18 protein-coding genes are annotated in these 15,083 nt (G+C 59.4%); 9 read left to right on the forward strand and 9 right to left on the reverse strand.

What is annotated here, in order from left to right:
* Nucleotides 1–8: 8 nt before the first annotated feature.
* Nucleotides 9–335, forward strand: a complete 327-nt coding sequence (trxA, locus tag V3C85_RS01910; protein WP_331793386.1) for a thioredoxin — start codon at nt 9–11, stop codon at nt 333–335.
* Nucleotides 336–424: 89 nt separating this feature from the next.
* Here the strand turns inward: trxA and V3C85_RS01915 are convergent, their stop codons facing one another.
* Together V3C85_RS01915 and V3C85_RS01920 are read right to left on the reverse strand one after the other, a co-directional pair.
* On the reverse strand, nt 425–1,306 hold the full coding sequence (locus V3C85_RS01915) for a hypothetical protein (RefSeq protein WP_331793387.1): 882 nt from the start codon (nt 1,304–1,306) through the stop codon (nt 425–427).
* The gene (locus V3C85_RS01920) at nt 1,306–2,217 is read right to left on the reverse strand and encodes a hypothetical protein (RefSeq protein ID WP_331793388.1); all 912 of its coding nucleotides are present in this window, start codon (nt 2,215–2,217) and stop codon (nt 1,306–1,308) included. The genes V3C85_RS01915 and V3C85_RS01920 overlap by 1 nt, the downstream gene beginning before the upstream one ends.
* A 97-nt stretch (nt 2,218–2,314) precedes the next feature.
* Between V3C85_RS01920 and hslV the strand changes: the two genes are divergently transcribed.
* From hslV to V3C85_RS01940, 4 genes are read left to right on the forward strand one after another with little or no spacing between them, the layout of a single operon-like run.
* Nucleotides 2,315–2,875 (forward strand): ATP-dependent protease subunit HslV, encoded by a 561-nt coding sequence (hslV, locus tag V3C85_RS01925; protein WP_331793389.1) that lies wholly within the window; start codon nt 2,315–2,317, stop codon nt 2,873–2,875.
* Entirely contained in the window at nt 2,872–3,927 is a 1,056-nt protein-coding gene (locus V3C85_RS01930; RefSeq protein ID WP_331793390.1) for a hypothetical protein, read from the forward strand. Before hslV ends, V3C85_RS01930 begins: the two co-directional genes overlap by 4 nt.
* Nucleotides 3,924–5,222, forward strand: coding sequence for an ATP-dependent protease ATPase subunit HslU (gene hslU, locus V3C85_RS01935; RefSeq protein WP_331793391.1), 1,299 nt, complete (start codon nt 3,924–3,926; stop codon nt 5,220–5,222). The genes V3C85_RS01930 and hslU overlap by 4 nt, the downstream gene beginning before the upstream one ends.
* 60 nt (nt 5,223–5,282) lie before the next feature.
* Nucleotides 5,283–6,383: an alpha/beta hydrolase gene (locus V3C85_RS01940; protein ID WP_331793392.1), complete on the forward strand. Its 1,101-nt coding sequence runs from the start codon at nt 5,283–5,285 to the stop codon at nt 6,381–6,383.
* An 88-nt stretch (nt 6,384–6,471) separates the two neighbouring features.
* Here V3C85_RS01940 and V3C85_RS01945 read toward each other — a convergent pair whose 3' ends face one another.
* Genes V3C85_RS01945 through V3C85_RS01955 form a run of 3 tightly spaced genes read right to left on the reverse strand, consistent with a single transcriptional unit; the run spans nt 6,472 to nt 8,790 of the window.
* Nucleotides 6,472–7,080: a Smr/MutS family protein gene (locus V3C85_RS01945; RefSeq protein WP_331793393.1), complete on the reverse strand. Its 609-nt coding sequence runs from the start codon at nt 7,078–7,080 to the stop codon at nt 6,472–6,474.
* 11 nt (nt 7,081–7,091) lie between these two features.
* Nucleotides 7,092–8,072 (reverse strand): murein transglycosylase A, encoded by a 981-nt coding sequence (gene mltA, locus V3C85_RS01950; RefSeq protein WP_445941971.1) that lies wholly within the window; start codon nt 8,070–8,072, stop codon nt 7,092–7,094.
* Nucleotides 8,073–8,130: 58 nt separating this feature from the next.
* On the reverse strand, nt 8,131–8,790 hold the full coding sequence (locus tag V3C85_RS01955; RefSeq protein WP_331793395.1) for a Tim44/TimA family putative adaptor protein: 660 nt from the start codon (nt 8,788–8,790) through the stop codon (nt 8,131–8,133).
* A 137-nt stretch (nt 8,791–8,927) separates the two neighbouring features.
* Between V3C85_RS01955 and V3C85_RS01960 the strand changes: the two genes are divergently transcribed.
* Both V3C85_RS01960 and secB read left to right on the forward strand, forming a co-directional pair.
* Nucleotides 8,928–9,434, forward strand: coding sequence for an FxsA family protein (locus tag V3C85_RS01960; RefSeq protein WP_331793396.1), 507 nt, complete (start codon nt 8,928–8,930; stop codon nt 9,432–9,434).
* 56 nt (nt 9,435–9,490) lie between these two features.
* Nucleotides 9,491–9,988, forward strand: coding sequence for a protein-export chaperone SecB (gene secB, locus V3C85_RS01965; RefSeq protein WP_331793397.1), 498 nt, complete (start codon nt 9,491–9,493; stop codon nt 9,986–9,988).
* A gap of 48 nt (nt 9,989–10,036) precedes the next feature.
* On the opposite strand, the gene dnaQ is transcribed toward secB, so the two are convergent.
* The 4 genes from dnaQ to V3C85_RS01985 are packed head-to-tail and all read right to left on the reverse strand — an operon-like array spanning nt 10,037 to nt 12,822.
* Nucleotides 10,037–10,774 (reverse strand): DNA polymerase III subunit epsilon, encoded by a 738-nt coding sequence (gene dnaQ, locus V3C85_RS01970; RefSeq protein ID WP_331793398.1) that lies wholly within the window; start codon nt 10,772–10,774, stop codon nt 10,037–10,039.
* Nucleotides 10,767–11,357, reverse strand: a complete 591-nt coding sequence (coaE, locus tag V3C85_RS01975) for a dephospho-CoA kinase (protein ID WP_331793399.1) — start codon at nt 11,355–11,357, stop codon at nt 10,767–10,769. Before coaE ends, dnaQ begins: the two co-directional genes overlap by 8 nt.
* Complete coding sequence (locus V3C85_RS01980; RefSeq protein WP_331793400.1) at nt 11,354–12,196, reverse strand: shikimate dehydrogenase; 843 nt, start codon at nt 12,194–12,196, stop codon at nt 11,354–11,356. Before V3C85_RS01980 ends, coaE begins: the two co-directional genes overlap by 4 nt.
* Nucleotides 12,193–12,822 carry a Maf family protein gene (locus V3C85_RS01985; RefSeq protein WP_331793401.1) on the reverse strand — a complete coding sequence of 210 codons (630 nt, stop codon included), beginning with the start codon at nt 12,820–12,822 and terminating at the stop codon, nt 12,193–12,195. The genes V3C85_RS01980 and V3C85_RS01985 overlap by 4 nt, the downstream gene beginning before the upstream one ends.
* Nucleotides 12,823–13,222: 400 nt before the next feature.
* Between V3C85_RS01985 and V3C85_RS01990 the strand changes: the two genes are divergently transcribed.
* Together V3C85_RS01990 and rho are read left to right on the forward strand one after the other, a co-directional pair.
* A complete protein-coding gene (locus tag V3C85_RS01990; RefSeq protein ID WP_331793402.1) occupies nt 13,223–13,687 on the forward strand; it encodes a CopD family protein in 465 nt (154 codons plus the stop codon).
* A 123-nt stretch (nt 13,688–13,810) separates the two neighbouring features.
* Nucleotides 13,811–15,082, forward strand: coding sequence for a transcription termination factor Rho (rho, locus tag V3C85_RS01995; protein ID WP_331793403.1), 1,272 nt, complete (start codon nt 13,811–13,813; stop codon nt 15,080–15,082).
* The last annotated feature ends 1 nt before the right edge of the window (nt 15,083 follow it).

The raw sequence follows: 15,083 nt of genomic DNA on the forward strand, positions 1-15,083 counted from the left end.
ATATGATCATGGGCGCTGCGACCATCGCTGTCACCGATGCCACATTTGAAGCCGAAGTTCGCAAGTCGGACATTCCGGTTGTGGTGGATTTCTGGGCCGAATGGTGTGGCCCTTGCCGTCAGATCGGCCCCGCTCTTGAAGAGCTGGCCAGCGAATATGCGGGCAAGGTCAAGATCGTGAAGGTCAATGTTGACGAAAACCCCGACAGCCCGGCGCAACTGGGTGTGCGCGGCATTCCGGCGCTGTTCCTGTTCAAGGATGGTCAGGTTGTGTCGAACAAGATGGGCGCGGCCCCAAAGGCGGCGCTGGCAAACTGGATCCAATCCTCGATCTGAGATCGGGATCTAACCACTGGAAATATAGGGAAAACCGGGTCTGATGGCCCGGTTTTTTCGTAAAAGTCCAGTACAGATCGGAATCTGACTCAAGCCTCTCTTGCCCAGTGCTCAAGTGCCCGCATTGCGCGCGCCTGGGGCTGTGGATCGGTCAGCTTTTCTGCCAAAGCCAGCAGTTGCTGACCGATAAAAAACGGCAAGATTGTCTGCACCTCGTCTTGCGGCAACAGGGGCGCTGTCAGCATCGCCGTCAGATCAGCTTTGGCAATTCCGTGGTACAGCGGGCCTGGGGTTGGGCTGGTCAGGTGCAGCCAGACCAAAAATCGCGCGAGATCACGCGCCAGTGGCAACCAAGCCTGTCCTTGCACATCGATTCCGATGATCTGGCCATCGCGCCACATGGCATTCACAGGCACGAAATCGCCATGGGTGGCGGCACGGGTAAAGCTGGCCCCCTGCAAGGCGCGGGCCCGGTGTGAAAACGCCATGGCAACGCGATGCCCCAGCGCGCCGCCCAAGCTGGGCTGGGGCAGATCTGCGATCCAACGACGGGGGCGGAACTTTTCGATGCGGTGGCGCGGCCCGATATAACTGGCCAGCCATTCGCCCGCCTGCGCAATCAGGGCCGGGCGCTGGGCGCCTGCCTCGGCAAGTGCAGCCGACAGCCGCATGTCGCCGGCATGTTCCAACACTGCAACGCCCAGATCGGGCAAAACCCGCAGCACGCGGTTGATCGCATGGCGCGTGCCCTGCATCTGGGTGGAAACCAATTCAAGTTCATCCTGCATACGGGCCAGGGTGGCCTCGGCATCTTGGAAAAACTGTTTCAAGATGACGGGCTGGCCTGCCATCTGGCCCAGAAACACCGCGCTTTCAGGTTTCAGCGACAGGCACCGGATCAACGCGAGATCGGCGCCCAGCGCGTCACCCAATTCAGCCAAGGCGGCGGCTTTGGTGGGGGGCGCTGCCATCATAGCGGCCAGCCACAACGGCGCAAAGTGGTGGCGATGCGCGCCTCGACCTCGGGGCGGCCGGCGTTGATCGACATGACCTGCCAGAACCAGAACAGATAACGATCATAACAGGGCCGATGCCGCGGCAATTCCGCCAAAGCAGCGACAGGGTCGGCATCGGCGCGCAGGGCAATGTGGTGAAAGTCGATATCGGCAAACAGGATCGCCGGTTTGTGCAGAAGAAAGCCGTTGAAAGCGACCGACGAATTTTGCGTGATGACCGCATCGCAGCCGGGCAGGTAGTGGTCCATGCCACCTGTCGTGACCGTCAGGCGCGGAAAGCGGGCCGCCAGTGCCGCAAGGGCAGCATGATCTTGCGGGCCATAGCTTTCACGCGGATGAAGCGTGGCAATAACGGGCCGCGGATCAGCCTCTAGCACCGCGCGGATCATCTGGACAGGCGCGCAGGTCTGAAAGCTGCGGTGCTGGGTCAGGCGGCCTTGCAAGGGAATGTATAGAAAGCCCTGGCCCCGGGTGCTGGGCTGGGCGCTGTTGAACAGCTTTTTCCGCCAAAAGCGGGCAAAACTGGTGGCCTGATCGAAATCGATCTGATCGGGGTCGAAAACGCTGCCGGCCACATGCCAATTCCAACGCTGCTCGCTGCGCTCGATCGCCCAGAACGGATAGTGATAGACACGCCGGAAAACGAGGCCGTTCAGGCCAACCGGCGGGCGCATATGGGTAAGGGTATAGCCCCCCTCGGCCTCAGCGCGCCGCAGGGTTGCGTCATCATCGAGGCAGAACTCGGTCGTAAAGCCGTTGGCCGCCATGACAGATACGACTTTTCCGATGAAATTATGACCTCCGGCCGCCGCACTGGCGCGCAGGCCGGACTCAAGAAAGATGCGCAGGTGTCGCAGCGGTGCCATGGCAAATCGGTAGCAGGGCGCGTTGCCCCCGGCAAGCCGACGGGTTGTTCGGGCGGGGCCACAGGTCCATATAGGGGGCAGGCACGGAGGATGTGTGATGGCGGAAGACAAGTTTCCCGGTTGGCATGGCACCACGATTATCGGGGTGCGGCGCGGGGGCGAGGTTGTGGTGGCCGGTGATGGGCAAGTCAGCCTGGGGCAAACCGTGATCAAGGGCACTGCCCGCAAAGTGCGGCGGATCAGGCCAGGCGGGCATGATGTGGTCTGCGGCTTTGCCGGATCAACGGCAGATGCCTTTACCCTGCTGGAACGGCTGGAAAAGAAGCTAGAGGCCGCACCGGGGCAGTTGGCGCGGGCCTGTGTTGATCTGGCAAAGGATTGGCGGATGGACAAATATCTGCGCAACCTTGAGGCCATGCTGATCGTGACCGATGGCCGCGATCTGTTCGTGCTGACTGGCGCGGGCGATGTGCTAGAGCCCGAAAATGACGTTGCGGCGATCGGATCGGGCGGAAATTACGCCTTGGCGGCAGCCCGTGGGTTGATGACCACAGAGCTGGATGCCGAATCCGTGGCCCGCAAGGCAATGGCAATTGCAGCCGACATCTGTGTTTACACCAATGGCAATCTGACGGTCGAAAAGATTTCAGCACCATGATCGAAGACAAGGATCTGCGGGCCGCCGTGCAGCGCGGCCTGATCACCGAAGCGCAGGCCGCAGGGCTGGCTGCCTTGGCCGATGCGCGGATGCAGGCAAGAGAACGGGTCGAACCCGGGGAAGAACCCTTTGTCCTGTTCAAAGGCTTTAACGAGATTTTCATCGTGATTGGCCTGACAATCCTGTTCACAGGCTGGATGGGTGTCAGCATTCTGCTGGGGGCCGAGTTCATTTCCCCCATTGGTGCCGATACGGTGCTGATTGCCCTGGGCACCTTGGCCGGACTTTGGCTGACGCAGCGCTATTTCACCATCACGCGGCGGATGATTGCGCCCTCTATCGCTTTGGCGATCATGTTCGCCGTGACGGCGGGCTTGTTGGGCAGGGCCTTGGCCGATCTGGCGGGTTTGCACGGCTTTGCCGCGCTAGTGGTGCATTGGGCGGTGATTGCAGCAGTCATGGTGGGGCATTACCGGGTGTTCCGGGTGCCCTTTGATGCCGCCATCATCGCCGGGTCTGTCTTTGCGGCGCTTTGGTCGATACTGGCCGGGCGCGGGGTTATTCCCGGCGATACGCTTGGGCTGTTGCATCTGTCGAAAGAAGGCCCCGTGGCGGCGCTGTCTTTTGCCTTTGGGCTGGCCTGCTTTGCATTGGCGATGCGCTTTGACATGAGCGACCCGCACCGGGTTTCAACACGCTCGACCACTGGTTTCTGGCTGCATGTGATGGCCGCGCCCGCCATCATCAACACCATTGCCCTGCGGCTGCTGGATCATGGGCAGGCCGGTCAACTGGCGCTGCTGGCGGTTTTGTTGGCCTTGGCGGTGGTGGCCATCGTGATCGACCGGCGGTCGTTTCTTGTGTCGGGGGCCGGCTATGCAATCTGGCTGATCTTCACATTGTTTGACGGATCTGCCCTTGTTGTCGTCTTTCTTGGCCTTGGGCTGGTTCTGCTGGGTGCCCAGTGGGACAGGCTGCGCAACGCCATCATGAATGCCTTGCCCAATTTCGCCGGCAAGGATCGTCTTCCCCCATATGGACACAAAGCATGACCGACCTGACCCCGCGTGAAATTGTATCCGAGCTTGACCGTTTCATCATCGGACAAGCCGAGGCGAAACGGGCCGTGGCCGTGGCGTTGCGTAACCGTTGGCGGCGCAAGCAACTGGGCGACGATCTTCGGGATGAGGTGTATCCCAAGAACATTCTGATGATTGGGCCAACCGGGGTGGGCAAGACCGAAATCAGCCGCCGTCTGGCCAAGCTGGCAAAGGCGCCGTTTCTGAAAGTTGAGGCGACGAAATTCACCGAAGTGGGGTATGTTGGCCGCGATGTCGAAAGCATCATTCGCGATCTGGTAGATGCGGCAATGATCGAAGTGCGCGAACGGATGCGCGACGAGGTGAAGGCCCGCGCACAAAAGGCGGCCGAAGACCGGGTGATCGAGGCTTTGGCTGGCAAGGACGCGCGCGAGCAAACGCGCGACCTGTTTCGCGGCAAGCTGCGCCGGGGCGAATTGGACGACACGGTGATCGAGTTGGAATTGCAAGATACCAGCAGCCCGATGCCGATGATGGGCGGCGGCAATGGCATGGAAATGCAGATGCAGGGCCTGCAAGATCTGTTCAAGGCCTTTGGCGGGCGAACTGTGCGAAAAAAGGTGACTGTGGCCGAAAGCTATGATCTGCTGATCGGGCAAGAGGCCGACAAACTGCTGGATGATGACACGATCAAGCAGACTGCCCTGGCCGCAGTGCAAGACAGTGGCATCGTGTTTCTGGACGAAATCGACAAGATCTGCGCCCGCGCCGATGCCCGTGGCGCAGATGTCAGCCGCGAAGGCGTGCAGCGCGATCTGCTGCCACTGATCGAAGGCACAACGGTTTCAACCAAATATGGCTCGGTGAAAACCGATCATATCCTGTTCATCGCCAGCGGCGCGTTTCATGTGGCAAAACCGTCGGATCTGTTGCCGGAATTGCAGGGCCGCCTGCCCATTCGCGTTGAATTGCGCGCGCTGACCGAAGGCGATTTCATTCGCATCCTGACGGAAACCGACAATGCACTGACGCGCCAATACAGGGCGCTGATGGCGACAGAGCAGGTGACGGTTGATTTCACCCCCGATGGCATCGAAGCTCTAGCGCGGATTGCCGCCGATGTGAATGGCTCGGTTGAAAACATTGGGGCACGGCGGCTTTACACCGTTCTGGAGCGGGTCTTCGAGGAGCTGAGCTTTACCGCCCCCGACCGCGCCGGCGAGGTGGTGACCGTGGATGCCGACTTTGTCGAGAAGAACCTTGGCCAGCTTTCCCGATCTGCCGATCTGTCGCGCTATGTGCTGTAAGGGGTTTTGAAGCGAGGCCATCTCTGTCAAAACCAAGAGAGATTGCGGGGGCGGGGCGCGATGCGGCGAGTTCATCTTATCCTAGTGATCACGCTGCTGACGGCCTGCACCCCGCGCGGCGCCATCGTCATGGCGCCCGAAGCCGCAGCCATCGGCACAGTGCACCCGGTCTATATCGGCACCACGCGCGGGCGATCCGCTGATGGCAGCTTTGATGGCCATCGGGCAGACCATCTGTCCTTTGCGCGCTATGACATCTCGGTCCCCCCAGATCGGCAGCCTGGCGAAATCGCCTGGCCGCCCCGGTCGGGCAAGGCAGACCCGCAAAAGCAGTTCGTAACGACGCGCGTGGCCGATTTCCCCGCCCGCGCTGCCTTTCGCGCCGATCTGGCGCAAGATCTGGCGCGCAACCAGGGCGAGGCGCTGATCTTTGTCCACGGCTTCAACAACACATTTGCCGAAGGCACCTATCGCATTGCGCAAATGGCGCATGATCTGCAATTGCCGGGCGCCGTTGTTCATTATTCGTGGCCGTCGGCTGCAGAACCGCTGGGCTATGCCCATGATCGCGACTCGGCCCTGTTTGCCCGCGATGGGTTGGAACAGCTGATGCAAGAAATCACCGCAGCCGGGGCGCGGCGTATCATCATCGTTTCCCACTCTATGGGCAGTGCGCTGACCATGGAAACCCTGCGCCAACTGGCCATCCGCGGATCAGACCGTGTGCTGAACCGCGTCAAGGGAGTGGTGCTGATTTCCCCCGATATCGATGTGGATGTGTTCCGGGCCCAGGCTCTGGCGATCGACAAGCTGCCGCAGCCCTTTGTGGTCTTCACCTCACGCCGCGACCGGGTGCTGCAACTTTCGGCACGGCTGTCAGGGCAGACCAGCCGGCTGGGCACCTTGACTGACCTGTCGCAGGTGGCAGATCTTCCGGTCACCTTTCTGGACACGGCCGCCTTTGCCAAAGGGGCTGGCCATTTTGATGTGGGCGACTCCCCCGCCCTGTTGGCCTTGTTGCAGCAGATTGCCTCGGTCGATGCCGCATTGATCGCTGATCGCGCCGCCCGCACGGGTCTGTTGCCGGGCGCAGTGCTGACCGTGCAAAACGCCACACAAATCATTCTGCGCCCTGTGGCCGATGTGGGCACCGCACGCTGACCCCAGTGTCAGCCCATGATTTCCACCGGGGATGGCGCGCTGCCACACCGCGGCCCTGCCAAGCGGGCGGCGGCTTTAGAAAGCCTGATCAGCGCAATTTCCTGAGGTAAACATAATAGGCGCCCGATCCACCATGTTTCAGATGCGCCTCTGAAATCTGTAACACTGACGGGCCAACAGGGGGCAAGCGCAGCCATTGCGGCACCTGATGGCGCAGCGCGCCCACGCGTTGGGGAATGGGGCCATGATCGGCCTTCAGTTTGCCCTTGCCCGTAATCACCAGCACCAGACGCAGGCCCATGGACTGTGCGTTCAGGATAAAGCCGATCAGTTCGGGATGCGCCTCGGCCAAGGTCATGCCGTGCAGATCGATGCGGGCCTCTGGCACCAGTTTGCCACGGGTCATCTTGCCATAGGCTTTGGCATCCATCTGCACCGGAGCGGCGGCCAGCGTTTGCCTGATCGTGGGGGCAAGGTCATGAGCGGGCTTGCCGCGGGTCTTTTCACCCAGACGAAAGGGCGGCAGCACGGGGCGCTGCGCTGGCTCTTTCGGATGAAACGGGTTTGGCGCCACGGGTGGGGTGTCGGCCTCTCCGGGCAGGATCATGCGTTCAGGCGCGTGCATGGGCCGGGCCGTCCGGGCGACGGCTTGCCAGATTTCCTCTTCTTCAGGACGTAACTTGCGATGACGCGCCATCAGCCCCGTTCCTAGCTGTCGGGCAGCATAGCATAGGCCCGGTCAATAGGCAGCAGCATGACCATGCGCCCACCGTCCTTGATCCGGCCTGCCGCCTCACCCGCATCCCAGCCTGTGCCGTAAAAGATATCGGCGCGCTGCGGGCCCTTTATGGCGCCGCCCGTATCTTGCGCCACCATAAGACGGCGGATCGGGTCGCGGCCGTCTTTCTCAATCCAGACTGGTGCGCCAAGCGGGGTAAAGGCCGGGTCAATGGCAACCGAACGCAATGTGGTGATCGACCGGCCCATGGCGCCGATGGGGCCACTTTCGGCAGGAAGATCGGCCAATTTGCGGAAAAACACGAACGACGGGTTGGAATTCAACAACTCTCGCCCCGCAGCAGGGTTGGCGCGCACCCAGGCCTTGATATCTTGCGCCGACACATCCGACATGGACGCCCCACGGCGCAGCAGTTCTTGACCGATAGAGCGATAGGGATGGCCGTTCTTGCCTCCATAGCCCACCCGAATGATCCGGCCATCGGGCAAACGAATACGGCCCGAGCCTTGGACTTGCAGAAAATAAACCTCGACCGGATCATCCAGCCAGACAAGTTCCAACCCACGCCCGCGCAAGATGCCGCCCTCGATCACCGAGCGAGGATGCCAAAGCTGGTCTTCCGTCAGTTCAGGCGGTTTGGCGTAAAGCGGATAGGCAAAGCGGGGCGTCCGGGTCAAGGAACCCGCAAGTTCGGGTTCATAATAGCCCGTGAACAATGCCGGGGGCGTGCCGACAACCACCGGACGAAAGAACAGTTCAAAGAATTGCCGGGCCGCGGCATCACTGCCCACAGCATCTGCTGCCAGGGCGCACAGGGGCCGCCAATCGGCCGTGTCCAGCTGATCGCAGGTGGTGCGAAAGGTGGTCAAGGCCGCGCGGTGATCGTCACTGTCCCAGCCTTGAAGATCGGCAAAGCTGAGGACTTGGGCAGGAACAGGAACGGCGGCCATCAAGGCCGCCGCAAGGGCAAGGGCGGGGAAAGTGACTGCGCGCACGCCCCCTGCCCCATCATTCGCCGGTTGCGACCAGTTGCCAGTTCGGATCTGCGGCACCCATGGTCCGCCCAAAGGTCCAGACGTCGCGCTGACGCTTGATCTCTTTTTCCGACCCTTCGATGATTTCACCCGCCTTGTTCCGCACGGCCGAGGTAAGTTCACCCACATAGCGCACCGTGACTTCGGCACGCTTGGTGTCGCGATCAAAGGTGGCCTCGACCAGGGACAGCTCTTTCAGGCCGATGAACTTGGCCGAGATCGTCAGACCCTGTTCTTCGCGGGCATTGATCACCTGCACAAAGGCGGCTTCGATTTCATCATCCAGAAATTCGCGGATTTCGTCGATTTCACCGCGCTCGAACGCCATCAGGATCATCTCATAGGCGCCGCGCGCGCCTTGCAAAAAGGTATTCACCGAAAAACCCGGCTCGACCAGTTTCATGGCAGCCAGTGCCTTGGCGGTTTCAGATCCATCGGGGGCGTGATCAGTGATATCACGATCAGGGCCGCCGTCGATCACCTCAAAGTCACGGCGCGCGCGGGGGCGGACATCTTCAAGCGGGACCGGGGGTTTTTCAAAACCATCGCGGGTGCCCAGCACCGAACGCAATTTCAGGATCAGAAAGATCGCGACCCCGGCAAGGACCAGAAGCTGGATCAAGGAAGAGTTCATCGAGAACCTCAATATTGCGCCTGACGGGGTTCCGCCCGGCAAAGGGGTTGGTAACTTGGACCATCGAACCTTATGTAGGGCTGAGGGTGGGGCCTGTAAACCTGATGCCCCACGTTTCCCACCTTTAGGAGGTGATCATGTGGCTTTTTGCCCTGTTCTTGATTGTTCCGCTGATTGAAATCAGCCTGTTCATCACCGTTGGCGGCTGGCTGACGCTGTGGCCAACGCTGGCACTGGTGCTGCTGACAGGCATCATCGGAACAGCCTTGATGCGTTGGCAGGGCATGCGGGTCTTGGCGGAATTGCGTGGCGATATGGGGCAATTGCAAAACCCCCTTTCGCCCTTGGCCCATGGGGCACTGATCGTTGTGGCTGGGCTGCTGTTGCTGACGCCGGGCTTTTTTACCGATACCATCGGTTTTTTGCTGATGGTGCCCGCCATTCGTGCCGCCGTGATTGGCTGGGTGGGTGAAAGGGTAAAGATTCAAACCTTTGGCATGGCTGACGATCTGGGCATGGAAGACCGCCCCACTGGGCCGCGAACCGGCCAAGGCACGGTGATTGATGGCGAGTTTTATGAGATGGACGAAACGCCCCCGCGAAATCGGCCATCATCCGGGCCGTCAGGCTGGACGCGGCATTGAGGCCAGCGGGAACTCCTGCTAGGAACACGTCCGAAGTTATTTCAGGGAGAGACCCAATGGCCGAGGAAAATGGGACGACGCCGCAGGCCCAGCCGCAGGTGAAGATGAACGTGCTTGCCCAGTTTATTCGGGACATGTCGTTTGAGAACATGGTAGCCCAAAAGGGGTTGACCGGTGGCGAGGTGCAGCCTGACATCCAGGTCGCGGTTAGCCTTGACGCGCGCAAGCGGTCGCAGGACCATCAGTTTGAGGTGATTCAAAAATTCAAAGTCACCTCGAAGAACAAAGCCAATGGCGAAATGTTGTTTCTGCTGGAGGTGGATTACGGCGGTATCTTCCATGTAGAGGGCGTGCCGGAAGAGCAACTGCATCCTTTTTTGCTGATCGAATGCCCGCGTCTGTTGTTCCCCTTTATCCGCCGCATCATCAGTGATGTGACGCGCGACGGTGGTTTCCCGCCGTTGAATGTGGATACGGTGGATTACCTGTCACTGTATCGGCAGGAACTGGCCCGCCGTCAGCAGGCGCAAGCGGCCCAAGCCCAGCCGAACTGATGCGGGCGTAAGACAGAAAGGGCCGGTCCGCATGAGGCCGGCCTTTTTCTATTGACGCTTGGCCCAAAAGGCGGCGTCCCCCAGTTTTGCCACAAGGGTGGCATGCGCCTGCTGTTCATCCGTGGTGATACGGGGCGGCAGGGGGGTGGGGCGCGGGCGCGGCCGCCAATCAGAAGCTTGCGCCTGACCAGGGCGGTTTTGACTGACGGGGGCCGACGACAAAACCAGGTCAGGCTGACGGCCGCCAATCAGCTCTAGATAAACCTCGGCCAGAATTTCAGAATCGAGCAAGGCCCCGTGTTTTTCGCGGGCAGAGTTATCAACCCCAAAACGGCGGCAGAGGGCATCGAGCGAGGCTGGCGAGCCAGGAAACCGGCTGCGCGCCATCATCAGTGTGTCAACGGCCCGATTGTTGGGCAGGCCCGGCAGGCCCGCCCATTGCAGTTCGGCGTTCAGAAATTTCATATCAAACGCGGCGTTATGAATGACCAGTTTGGCATCGCCGATGAAATCAAGAAAGGCTTGCCCGATGGCTTTGAACAGCGGCTTGTCGCGCAGGGTGACAGACCCCGGCTTGGGCTCTCCGGGTGGTTCCAAGAGATCGGGGCCAATGCCATGCACCTCAAACGCCTCTTTTGGCATGCTGCGCTGAGGGTTGATATATTGATGATAGGTGCGGCCGGTCGGGAGGTGATTAAGCAGCTCTATCGCGCCGATTTCGACGATGCGGTGGCCTTCGGACGGTTCAAAGCCGGTGGTTTCAGTATCAAGGACGATTTCACGCATGGTTTTGCCTGATATGGGCGATCAGCGCTGTCACATAAGCGCGGGTCTGATCAAGAGACAAGGTTTCGACGATATGGCTGGCACGGGCCCGCTTTTTGGCATCGGGCATCTGGCGTGACACGATCAGATCGAACTGGGCGGGCGTCATGCCGGGGCGGGCAAGGACACGGGCGCGCTGCAAGGCGGGCGGGGCTGTGACCAAGAGGGTCGCATCCATCTGCGCCTCGGTGCCCTTTTCGAACAGCAAAGGAATGTCGAAAACCGCAATGTCAGAGCCTGTTTTGGCGGCAAAGGCCTCACGATCCTGCGCGACCAATGGGTGAACGATCGCTTCGATGGCGGGCAGGGCTGTGGCGTCGGTGGCGATCCAGTCTTTCAACGCAGGTCGGCTGATCCCTTGCGGTGTCGCCGCCTTGGGGCAAAGCGCAGCAATGGCCGCGAAGGCCGCGCCATCCCGCGCGTAAAGACGGTGCACAGCAGCATCGGCATCCCAGACGGCAAGCCCGTGATCGGCGAACATGGCGGCCGTTGTGCTTTTGCCCATACCGATGGAACCGGTCAGGCCCAGGCGAAAGGCCGTCATGCGCCCAGAACCGCGCGGCGGGTTTCGTCATCAACTTCGGGGCGGATGCCAAACCATCGCTCAAATCCGGGGGCGGCCTGATGCAACAACATGCCAAGGCCATCAACGACGGTGCAGCCGGTTTCCTGCGCTTCGATCAGAAATTGGGTCATCAGGGGGCTGTAAACAAGGTCAGTGACTGTTGCACGCGGCTCAAGCCCATCAAGCGGCACACGGAAATCAGGCTTGCCCGACATTCCCAGCGAGGTGGTGTTGACCACTGTCATCGCGCCATCAAGCATATTGGCGGCCTGCACCCATTCGCTGACCACCACCTTTGCGCCGAAATCAGACCGGATCGCCTCGGCCCTGGGGCGGGTGCGGTTGGCGATACGAACCTCGGGTGCGCCAACCTCGATCAGGGCTGCCACAACAGCGCGGGCCGCACCGCCCGCCCCAAAAACCGTAGCCGGGCCAGAGGTGGGATCCCAATTCGGTGCGTTTTGCCGCAGATTGGCAATAAAGCCCGCACCATCGGTGTTGTCGGCATGAATCCGGCCATCCTTGCGGAAGATCAGGGTATTGGCAGCACCGATCAGCGCGGCACGGTCTGTAATGATGTCCGCGATCCGCAGAATTTCTTCCTTGTGCGGAATGGTGATGTTGACGCCCACAAAGCCCATCCGCGGAAGGGTTTGCAAGACATGTGCCAGATCGGCCGGGGCAACATCCATCGGGACATAATGCCCCTTGAGCCCATAGCGCTTTAGCCAAAACCCATGAAGCGCCGGCGACCGGCTTTGTGCGATCGGGTGGCCGATAACCCCGGCCAAGGGAATACGCGGTAACTCTGCCGTCATGATGGAATAATCCCCCTTTGCCCGAGATACCCGAGGATGGGCAGCAGAGGAAGACCGAGGACCGTAAAGTAGTCACCCTCAACAGCGGAAAACAGCCGGGCACCCTCCTCCTCTAGCTTATAGGCACCAACAGAGTGACGGATGCTGTGCCAATTGCGGTTGACGTAATCCTGCATATAGGCGTCAGAAAGCGCCCGCATGGTCAGGCGCGCAGTAGAGACATGGCGCCAGATTGGTTTGCCCTGATGGTAGATGACCGCAGCTGACAGAAGTTTGTGGCTGTGCCCGCGCAATTGGCCCAACTGTTCCAACGCCTGTTCAGGGCTTTCTGGTTTGGAAAACACTTGGCCATGGGCCTCAAGCACCTGATCGCAACCCAAGACAAAGGCATCGGGATGTTTATCGGCCACCTTGCGGGCCTTCATTTCTGCCAAGGCATCGGCCAGATCCCGGGGAGTGGCACCTTCGGATTGAAGGGCCTGACGGATCATTTCTTCATCAATACGGGCGGGCATCGCCGATACTGCAACGCCTGCCGCCTGCAGCAGTTGCAGCCGGATCGACGATGTAGAGGCGAGGATCAGCGCCGGGGTGGTTGAATCGGGGAGGACTCTGTGGATATCCATATTTTGTTCACGGGCATGAAGCGGGGGCAAAAGAGGGGTCAGCAGTGGATTGTCGCAAAGGGTGCCGTGAAGTGCCGAGTTGTCAAGCAAACCGCCCGAGTTTTCCCGCTGTGGAGAGGAGAGACAAGACGTTGGGGATGGAGAGAAGGCAAGAGGTGAAGATGGGCATACCTTGGGGACAAAGATGTTTTGATCATATAACCAAGTTACTGTTTTTATTTATTAATTCAAACTTTATCCACAGATTTTCAGACTATCCACCGTGTTTTCCACAGCGTGAAACTGTGTGGATAGAGTTCGGAAAAGACGGGAAATCCTTTTTTCCACAGGGCCTACTACCACATCGACTCTTTATTTCTTTCTTCTTTATAGAAAGAGGGAAAGCAGAGAGGGCAATGAGATGAGCGGTTTTTTGGCGGACTGGTATCCTTGGATCAAATCGATGCATGTTGTGTCAGTGATCAGTTGGATGGCTGGGCTGTTCTACTTGCCAAGGCTGTATGTCTATCACGTTGAAGGCCTGAAGAAGGCGGGGGTGCTGGCGGGTTCTGAGATGGATCTGTTGTTTCAGCATCAAGAGCGGTTGTTGCTGCGGGCAATCATGAACCCGGCCATGATCTCGACTTGGCTATTCGGGCTGCTGCTTGTGATGACACCGGGGATTGTGAATTGGACGGCCCCTTGGGCATGGTTGAAGGCGGCATCTGTGCTTGGGATGACCTGGTTTCACATGTGGCTGGCAGCACGACGCAAGGAATTTCTTGCAGGCAGCAATCGCCGTGATGGGCGACACTACCGACTGATGAACGAAGTGCCGACCGTTTTGATGCTGGTGATTGTCTTCTCGGTGATCGTGAAGTTCTGATTCATTGACTTTTTACACCAAGGCGTCTATCCGGCGATCTGCAGGGCCGTCCGGCCCATGTGCTTCCCATTCCCATAGCCTGATCATCTGTGCAGTGCGCGCTGATGAACGAGGATCTTTTTGATGAACACCGAACGCCTGAACCTTGCCGATTTGAAGGCCAAGACCCCTGCTGATCTGCTGTCGATGGCAGAAGAGTGGGAGATCGAGAACGCCCCGAGCATGCGCAAGGGCGAGATGATGTTCCAGATTTTGAAGGAACACGCCGAGGAAGGGTATGAGATTGGCGGCGACGGCGTTCTGGAGGTTTTGCAGGACGGATTCGGCTTTTTGCGCAGCCCGGAAGCGAATTATCTGCCCGGCCCGGATGATATTTATGTCAGCCCCGAGATGATCAGGCAGTTCAGTCTGCGCACAGGCGATTCGATCGAAGGTGTGATTCAGGCCCCGCGCGAGAATGAGCGCTATTTCAGCCTGGTGAAGGCCACGAAGATCAACTTTGATGATCCGGAAAAGGCCAAGCATAAGGTGCACTTCGATAACCTGACACCGTTGTACCCGGATGAACGGTTGAAGATGGAGATTGAAGATCCGACGATCCGTGACCGCTCAGCCCGGATCATTGATCTGGTTTGCCCGATCGGCAAGGGCCAGCGCGCCCTGATCGTAGCGCCGCCGCGGACGGGTAAGACCGTGCTGTTGCAGAATATTGCGCATTCGGTCGCGACGAACCACCCCGAGTGTTATCTGATTGTGCTGCTGATCGATGAGCGCCCCGAAGAAGTGACCGACATGCAGCGCAGCGTGAAGGGTGAGGTTGTCTCGTCAACCTTTGACGAGCCTGCGACCCGGCACGTTGCTGTGGCTGAGATGGTGATCGAAAAGGCCAAGCGGTTGGTCGAACACAAGCGTGATGTCGTTATTTTGCTGGATTCGATCACGCGTTTGGGCCGCGCTTTCAACACTGTGGTGCCATCAAGCGGCAAGGTGCTGACGGGTGGTGTGGATGCCAATGCCTTGCAGCGACCCAAACGGTTCTTCGGGGCTGCGCGCAACATCGAAGAAGGTGGGTCGCTGACCATTATTGCTACGGCGCTGATTGATACAGGCAGCCGGATGGATGAAGTGATCTTTGAAGAATTCAAGGGCACTGGTAACAGTGAGATCGTGCTGGATCGTAAGGTTGCGGACAAGCGTGTGTTCCCTGCCATCGATATTCTGAAATCGGGCACACGCAAAGAAGACTTGCTGGTTGAAAAGATTGACCTGCAAAAGACCTATGTGTTGCGGCGGATTCTGAACCCGATGGGCACAACTGATGCGATCGAATTCTTGATTTCGAAGCTGAAGCAGACCAAGTCGAATTCAGAGTTCTTTGAATCGATGAACACCTGAC

The sequence above is a fragment of the Pseudotabrizicola sp. L79 genome (assembly GCF_036553525.1).
In the GTDB taxonomy this organism is placed as follows: domain Bacteria; phylum Pseudomonadota; class Alphaproteobacteria; order Rhodobacterales; family Rhodobacteraceae; genus Pseudotabrizicola.